The organism is Atribacteraceae bacterium, assembly GCA_035477455.1.
In the GTDB taxonomy this organism is placed as follows: Bacteria; Atribacterota; Atribacteria; order Atribacterales; family Atribacteraceae; genus DATIKP01.
Window position 1 is genome coordinate 1 of record DATIKP010000025.1, and the last position, 7,543, is coordinate 7,543.

The following is a 7,543-nucleotide window of genomic DNA, read 5'->3' on the forward strand; positions in this document are numbered from 1 at the left end:
GGACGGAAACCTGTGCATACTCAAATTTACCTAAGAAATCAGGGATTCCAGGTACGTATTTTCCGATAAGAACACCGGCAACCATGCACAAGGCAACCCATAGGGTCAGATACCTCTCAAAAAACCCGATACTTGCTGTCCTCTCTTTACTCATAAAACACACCTTCCACATTATTTAGCAGCATTCTCCGCCGCCTGAACAATCACAACTCGGCTCGCTTCCGGTAAGCCAACCCATAATCACGGCATAGGCGCATCCGACTCCGGCATCAACTGTGATAACATTTACAGGGCAGTTTTTCGCACAAGCGCCGCACTCCATACACCGGTCTTTTATCCGCGCCTTTTTATTTTCCACGCTGAACACTCTATGAGGGCAAACTTCCGCGCATCTTCCGCAGCCGATACATTTTTCAACCGACAGACGGAGCGTTGCGACGTTTTTCAAATACTTGTGTTTCATAGCGCCCTCCTAATTAAGCCGACAGTCTCTTTATTAACACCAGCACAATCCCCGCGACGGATGAAAGAACGATCAACGGTACCGCTACTTTCATTTCTCGGATAACGCCGGAGAAGGAAGTATATGTTGACGAGCCTGTGAAATTCATCGCCAGAAACGCCGACAAAGACGGCAGTACCAGTAGATAACCTATAGCAAGAAGCAGGAATTCCGGAACAAACCATCCATTAAACCAAATAAACCCCGCCGTCCAACACAACCCCAGCAGCCAGCCTTTCCATGCGAACGCCCTGCCGGGAATAATGGGAAGGAGTACGGGCGTAACAACGGTTCCCGCTACTACAGAGCCGGCATAAACGATAAAATCCGCAAGCCCGAAGGGTCTTGCCGCGAAAAGGTTTAGGATGAATAATATTCCGAAAACCATCAATGAAGTCTTAGCGGCCTGCACCAGCTCCACAGGCGTGAGAACCAACCGGTCCCACATCGTAAATTTTACGGTACGCATTTCTTCTGTAGCCTTGAAGCCGGAATCAAGGAAAGCCTTTATGTCACGCGCTCTTACAGGGCCGTAAACCACTGAAAATCCGGTTTGCCTGGTCACTTCATGGGCGCTCACGCCGGTAGCTCCCAACTGCGGTAAGATCAATGTCCTGTGCGCAACAATCTCAGGCAGCCCTGTTTTTGATATGCGGCCCACCAGTTCATCAGTTCCGAACGTGCCTTTACCAGCGGCGCACCAGACGTTGATGCCCTTTGCATCGAGTATCATAATCCAACAATTTAATCCTGAAAGTTCTTTTCTCAAGGTATCAAATGTTAGTTTATAGTTTGCGCTGACCAATACGGGAGATGCTTGATCGGGCTTGCCCACGGCATAAAGCCCAGGGTTAATCTTATAATTCATTCTGCCTATGCCCCAGCGCACCTTCCACGCTTCAAGCGTATCTTTGAAGTGAAGATCCGCTGAAGCCACAGGCACGTTACCATAAGGAGTATGGATTTCACCCGTTACCCATTTATCTTTTTTGTCATACGGCGTTATGGATTCATCACAACAACCATCGACCGAACAACAGCAGGGTTCTTCTTTACTCATTTTCATCACATCCTTTGCAGCAATCCGCATTTTCCTTGCAGATGCAGTTTTCCTCATTGGAGGTGATGTCGCAGAAAAATTGCTTTGTTTTGCTGATTGTATCCGCATCCAGCGAGTAGTACGTCCATTTGCCTTCGTTTCTACTCCTGACAAGCCCGCATCCGCACAGTAGCTTCATGTGGTGGGACAGGGTGGATTGAGACATCTCAAACTTCTCTAAAATCATGCAGGCGCATAACTCCTCACAGGAAAGCATATCTACAATCATGGCTCTTTTGGGGTCGCCCAGTGCTTTGAACACTTTTGTATGTCCCAAATATTTTTCCATAACTTACACCTCAAATCTAAGGACTTCAATGTGAACATTATATGCCCCAAATCGGAAAATGTCAATGTGAAAAAACGACGCCCTGTCGTCGGACCGTGATATTGTCACCCTGTAAGCGGACCGAAAATGTCACCATGAAGAGAGAGGGAGACATATTTCTGAGAAACCAACTCCTGGCGAGGTAAAAGCGGAAAGCAGAAAGCCCGAAGACCCGCAGTATTGCTGCATTTTCGAGCAAAATAAAAACTACTCACCGACAAAATTCCTTTTATCATTACCATTCTCTATGAAAAAGAGGCCATTCGCCAGCGGGTTCTGGCAGCCTTCAGAGACATCGAAGCAGACATATTCCTGTTTGGCTCTCAGGTAGACGGGTCGGCAGGCCTTTTTTCCGACTACGACGTGGGGTATGACTCAGCCGTACCGGTACCTGCCGCCGTTCTGGCAGCTCTTCGTCAGGAGTTGGCTTCGTCAGGAGTTGGAGGATCTCTACCCATACCGGGGAGAGTGGACCTTGTAAATTTTCGGGGTGCCTCAGAGGATTTTGCCAGGCACGCGCTGAAGAAGGTGGAAGTATGGAAGGGAAAAAGGCAGAACTCGCTTTTCGCTTAAAGACGACTGAACAGGCTCTCGCCACCCTGGAATCTGCTTTGGCAGAACCCTTTACCATCATTGTACGCGATGCGATCATTCAACGCTTTGAGTGCACCTTTGAACTGGCCTGGAAACTCCTTCGCAAGGTGGCCAAGATAGAGGTATAGGAAGTGAACTATCCCCGCCAGGCTATCCGGGCCGCTTACGAGGCAGGCGTAATCAACGACATTGATCTCTGGTTTGAAATGCTTGAGGACCGGAATCGTACCTCCCACACATACGATGAATCCACGGCGGCCCAGGTGTTTGGAAGCGCCGGACGCCCTCCTGGAGCACTGCGGTCAGCCGTTGCGGTCATACGCCGGAACTACCCTGGATCAAGCTTAAGAGGACGGCATTTTAGACGTATCATCCGGTCGTGTGCCACGGTCCCAAACTGCTGCGGATATACTATCCAACAATTTAAGCTGTGCGAATGGCGATTCTTTTTAATATCCTGCTTTAAACCCCTTGACAGAATTTTTCGAACCTGATAGTTTATTAAATCCATAGATATAGTAGTAAATGAAAGGGAGTAAAAAAGGTTTTCTAATATGCCTCGGTCGGTTTTTCACCGGGGTCGCGACTCAGTCCCGAAAGATTAGTTAAGAGACTGAAGGTGAGAAATTGTGAGGGAATTCAGCCAGGGAGGTAATATATGAGATTTGAGACAATAGCCATCCACGCCGGGCAGAGACCTGATACAGCATATGGCGCTGTCTCAGTGCCGATTTACCAGACCTCAACCTTTGTCTTTGAGGACTTGGGTAAAACTAAGGGCTATGATTATTCGCGCACGGCCAATCCGACGCGAAAGGTGCTGGAAGATACCATTGCCCAGCTCGAGGGTGGAAAGGCGGGATTCGCCCTGGCTACCGGCATGGCTGCCGTAGCCACTGTCCTCCATTTGCTTAAGGCAGGCGACCACGTAATCTCCGGAGATGATATCTATGGGGGAACCTATAGGCTATTTCAGGAGGTGATGCGCGACTTCGGGTTGGAGTTCACCTTTTTGAGAATGGATAACAGAGATAGGATTGAAGAGGCGATAAAGTCCAATACCAGGTTGTTGTGGCTGGAGACTCCCTCCAACCCGCTACTGAATATCGTTGATATTGAGATGGCGGTAGATATTGCTAAGCGCCATAAATTGATGACGGTCATGGACAATACCTTCGCCACTCCCTATCTTTTGAGGCCCATCGAGTATGGGGTTGACCTGGTGGTACATTCCACAACCAAGTATCTCAACGGGCACTGTGACGTTGTCGGGGGTGCCGTAGTAACCACTACTGATGAACTGACTCAGAGAGTTCAATTTCTCCTCAACGCCCTGGGAACCTGTGCCTCCCCCTTTGACTGTTGGCTGGTGCTGCGGGGAATCCAGACCTTTCCGGTACGGATGAAGCAACACGAAGAGAATGCCAAGGCCGTGGCCGAATATCTAGCCGGGCACCCGGCAGTTAAGAGAGTGTTTTATCCCGGTCTGGCATCTCACCCGGGACATGCAATTGCCCGAAGACAGATGAAGGGATTTGGTGGCATGGTGTCATTGGAATTAAATGAGGGAGTTAAGGGGGTTAGTAGCTTTCTGAAAAGAATCAAGGTCTTTTCCCTGGCGGAATCGCTGGGGGGTGTTGACTCCCTTGCCGAGCACCCGGCGACAATGAGCCACGCCTCGCTGCCCGAGGATTACAGGGCGAGAGTGGGAATCACCGACGATTTAATCAGGTTATCAATAGGTCTGGAAAATATCGATGATTTGATTGAAGACTTACAGCAGGCACTGCAGCAGGGTTAGAAGAGTGGCTAAAAATCTATTTTCCGAGTACCGGGAGTGTAAGGGTAAAGATAGAAAGAAACCAGAGAGGTGGGGCAAAATGCCTAAGAAATTAACTTTGCTTCTTGTTGGGATAGTCCTGGTCATCGGGATAATTGCGGGGGTAGCAATGCTGTTGCCGCCCACTCCTGCGGAAGTTCCCGAGGACAGTGTTACCCGAATAGTGGTAGCCGATGCTCCCACGACTCATCACTTGAACCTGTATGTCGCGCAAGAAAAAGGGCTTTTTACGAAGTATGGGCTGGAGGTGGAGATCATCAGCGTGGAAAGTCTGTCTGCGGCAAGAGACGCCGTGATCACCGGTACCGCCGATGTATTCTGGAGTTGCCCTACGGTGGCAATTGCGGCCATAGCGGGAGGGGCGCCTATCAGGACCATAGCCCAGGTCAAGATCCCCTGCACTTCGGTGCTGCTGGTTCCGGCCGATTCGCCCATACAGGGCTATGAGGATCTGGCGGGCAAGACCATCGCGGGCATATCGCCGTCTTGTGAAGCGGTCATTGCCATAAGCAATGCCGCCGGGGATGCGGGAGTTGAATTTAACCTGGTTACGCTGGCCGGAGGGGCTGCCATTGCCGCTCTGGAAGCCGGACAGGTAGACGGGGCCATCTTGGAGGAACCACATGCCAGCATTGCGGAACTGGCCGGTTTTAGGGTTATGTTCAGGGAGGCTGCCGAGGCTATACCCTGCCGTACCATCAGCGCCAGGAAGGCGTTTATAACGGACAATACCGATGCACTGCGCCGGATGATCAAGGCTATCGATGAGGCCAACGCCATCATTAACGCCGATCCGGTGGCCGAGGACATCGTAGAGATAGCCCATGTACCCACCGGGGCTCCCCGGGAGGCGATCATCCACGGGAACCCCCGGCTCATATTTACCACCCGCCTGGATGAGGAAGGTCTGTGCCGGTTAGGAGACGAGCTCGTTAGGATGGGTCATATCCGGGAGTGCCCGTTGGGTTATATGTTTGCGCCCGAATTCAGGGGGATAACCTGGGATTGAAGCATAGAAGGATTGAGAGGGCATGAAAAAGCCGTATGTTGCCATCGCGATTATTGTTGTTGCGGTATCTTTGCTAGTTTTGGCTGCCCGTACGCCCGGTGACAGGGATGGCGGGGTGATCAGGATCGGGTATACCGGCACCCCGCATCTTGCTCCCCTGTATGTGGCCGTCCAGCAGGGCATATTTGCGGATAGAGGCTTAAGAGTCGAGTTGAAGCGGTTTGGCTCCTCCTCCGACGCGGGGTATGCACTCCTGGCCGGTAGGGTGGATGTAGCGTTTTTAGAGCCATCCCGGTCGTTCCGGTTGATCAATGAGCATGATGAACTGGAGATCAAGATCGCCGGCACCGTTAACTTTACGTTTGGAGCCACTCTGGTAGTGCGGGAGGATCTCAATATAAGGCTTGGCGATCTGGAAGGAATGACTATTGCGGCAGGATCGAGGTATTGCATTCTACTTACCCAGTTTAAGCATGATGCCCAAAGACAGGGAGTAGATAGCGAGAAGATAAACTTTGTGTATACCGCGTTTGAAACCATGTTGCCGGCGCTGGAGGCGGGGGAGGTGGACGCCATGCTGACCAGGTCCTCCTATGCGCTGCTGGCCCAGGCCGAGGGGCATAAAATCCTGTATCAAAACTGGGACGTCGCGCCGGGTGATGCCTGTTGCCCTGAGTACCTGGCCCAGGTCGAGTATTTTATGCTGATCAAAGATCTGGAGTCCCGACTGGTCAGGGAATTGGATGTCGCCTTGCTTGCGGCATCCCAAAAGCCGGCGGAGGACATCCGCTATGCCATAATGGAGCATACTCAGTTTCCACTGGAACTGCAACAGGGATTTCCGCTGGCTCACTATCTGGGGATTGGGCCGGAGCTTGCCGAGGAATTGGGGAGTTGGATTTGGACCGCAAACTGATGTATGAAACCAGGGGCTTGAATCTGATACGCAAGGAGCTATCCGCCTTCTTTACGGGGGTGGCGAAAAACAATTTCACGATGGAATTTTTTACCGTGTTTGTGCCCCTCATCATCCTGTGGGAAGCCCTCCCGCGGCTTGGTGTGGTGCCAGCTACCCTGGTACCCCCTCCTTCAGTGGTAGCGGTAACCTTCTGGGATCTACTTATAAACCATGATCTTTTAGGGCATACAGGCATAAGCCAGTTGAGGTTTTTTCTCGGGCTGATGGTGGCTATCGCCACAGCCATACCTCTGGGGATACTGATGGGATGGAATATATTTCTACGCCGCCATACCCTGCCGCTTTTCCAGATGTTAGCCCCTATCCCTCCCCCGGCCTGGGTACCCATAACCATCATATTATTTGGTATAGGTTTGCCCATGCAGGTATTCCTGGTGTTTCTGGGCGCGTTTTATCCCGTGCTTTTTGACACCTATCAGGGGGTTAAAGACACCGACCCGCGCTATATTGCCTCGGCCAGGGTTTTTGGGGCCAGCGAGCTTACCTTGATAAAGAGGGTGTACATACCCCATGCCTTGAGCTTCATAGTCATGGGGATAAAGATAGGGATAGCTCTGGGGCTGGTGATGCTGGTCGTATCGGAAATGGTGGGGGCCTCTAGCGGCATAGGATGGTTGTTGGTCGAATCCAAAGACTTTTTCCGCATAGACCGGATGGTAGCCTGTATGTTGCTGCTGGGGTTCATTGGCTGGTTTTTGATCGAGATTATGAAATACCTAGAAGCCAAGCTTGCTCTCTGGAAAGTGGGAAGATAGGGTATGATAGAAGCGAGAAGGATCACCAGGTTTTTCCCGGTTATCAATCCCCAGGGAACGGCCGAGGGGAGCACCGCAGTATTATCGGTATCATTGAAGATCGAAGATGGGGAGTTTGTAGCCATTGTCGGGCCAAGTGGTTGCGGTAAATCGACATTTCTTGAAATACTGGCGGGGCTGCAAGCCCCCACCGAGGGTGAGATTTATATAGACGGCGAGCGCGTGCTGGAACCGCTACCCAGTACGCGTAAGGAGATGGAACTATACCAGAAAAAATACCGCTTCCTTTCGCCCATCGCTAACAGCTTATTCAAGGACATACCCAAGTTTGACACGGCTATGATCTTCCAGGACTATGCCATATTCCCGTGGATGACCGCCCTGGAAAACGTGCTGTTTGCGCTGGGCTTACGCGGGGTGGCAAAGAAGGACAGGGT

General features: G+C 51.3%; 8 protein-coding genes and 1 pseudogene. 6 read left to right on the top strand and 3 right to left on the bottom strand.

Going from position 1 to position 7,543, the window contains the following annotated elements; genetic code table 11:
* Positions 1 to 175: 175 nt before the first annotated feature.
* The 3 genes from hgcB to VLH40_01260 are packed head-to-tail and all read right to left on the bottom strand — an operon-like array spanning position 176 to position 1,890.
* On the bottom strand, positions 176 to 463 hold the full coding sequence (hgcB, locus tag VLH40_01250) for a mercury methylation ferredoxin HgcB (GenBank protein ID HSV30635.1): 288 nt from the start codon (positions 461 to 463) through the stop codon (positions 176 to 178).
* Between the two features lie 13 nt (positions 464 to 476).
* The gene (hgcA, locus tag VLH40_01255) at positions 477 to 1,562 is read right to left on the bottom strand and encodes a mercury methylation corrinoid protein HgcA (GenBank protein HSV30636.1); all 1,086 of its coding nucleotides are present in this window, start codon (positions 1,560 to 1,562) and stop codon (positions 477 to 479) included.
* On the bottom strand, positions 1,555 to 1,890 hold the full coding sequence (locus VLH40_01260; GenBank protein HSV30637.1) for a metalloregulator ArsR/SmtB family transcription factor: 336 nt from the start codon (positions 1,888 to 1,890) through the stop codon (positions 1,555 to 1,557). The genes hgcA and VLH40_01260 overlap by 8 nt, the downstream gene beginning before the upstream one ends.
* A gap of 575 nt (positions 1,891 to 2,465) precedes the next feature.
* Between VLH40_01260 and VLH40_01265 the strand changes: the two are divergent.
* The 6 genes and pseudogenes from VLH40_01265 to VLH40_01290 all read left to right on the top strand — a co-directional run.
* A pseudogene (locus VLH40_01265) lies at positions 2,466 to 3,017 on the top strand (nucleotidyltransferase substrate binding protein).
* A gap of 164 nt (positions 3,018 to 3,181) precedes the next feature.
* Positions 3,182 to 4,324, top strand: coding sequence for a PLP-dependent aspartate aminotransferase family protein (locus tag VLH40_01270; GenBank protein ID HSV30638.1), 1,143 nt, complete (start codon positions 3,182 to 3,184; stop codon positions 4,322 to 4,324).
* Positions 4,325 to 4,403: 79 nt separating this feature from the next.
* Entirely contained in the window at positions 4,404 to 5,372 is a 969-nt protein-coding gene (locus VLH40_01275; protein ID HSV30639.1) for an ABC transporter substrate-binding protein, read from the top strand.
* Between the two features lie 22 nt (positions 5,373 to 5,394).
* A complete protein-coding gene (locus VLH40_01280) occupies positions 5,395 to 6,288 on the top strand; it encodes an ABC transporter substrate-binding protein (GenBank protein ID HSV30640.1) in 894 nt (297 codons plus the stop codon).
* Complete coding sequence (locus VLH40_01285; protein ID HSV30641.1) at positions 6,273 to 7,106, top strand: ABC transporter permease; 834 nt, start codon at positions 6,273 to 6,275, stop codon at positions 7,104 to 7,106. Before VLH40_01280 ends, VLH40_01285 begins: the two co-directional genes overlap by 16 nt.
* A 3-nt stretch (positions 7,107 to 7,109) precedes the next feature.
* A partial coding sequence (locus VLH40_01290) for an ATP-binding cassette domain-containing protein (protein ID HSV30642.1) occupies positions 7,110 to 7,543 on the top strand: 434 nt, incomplete at its 3' end.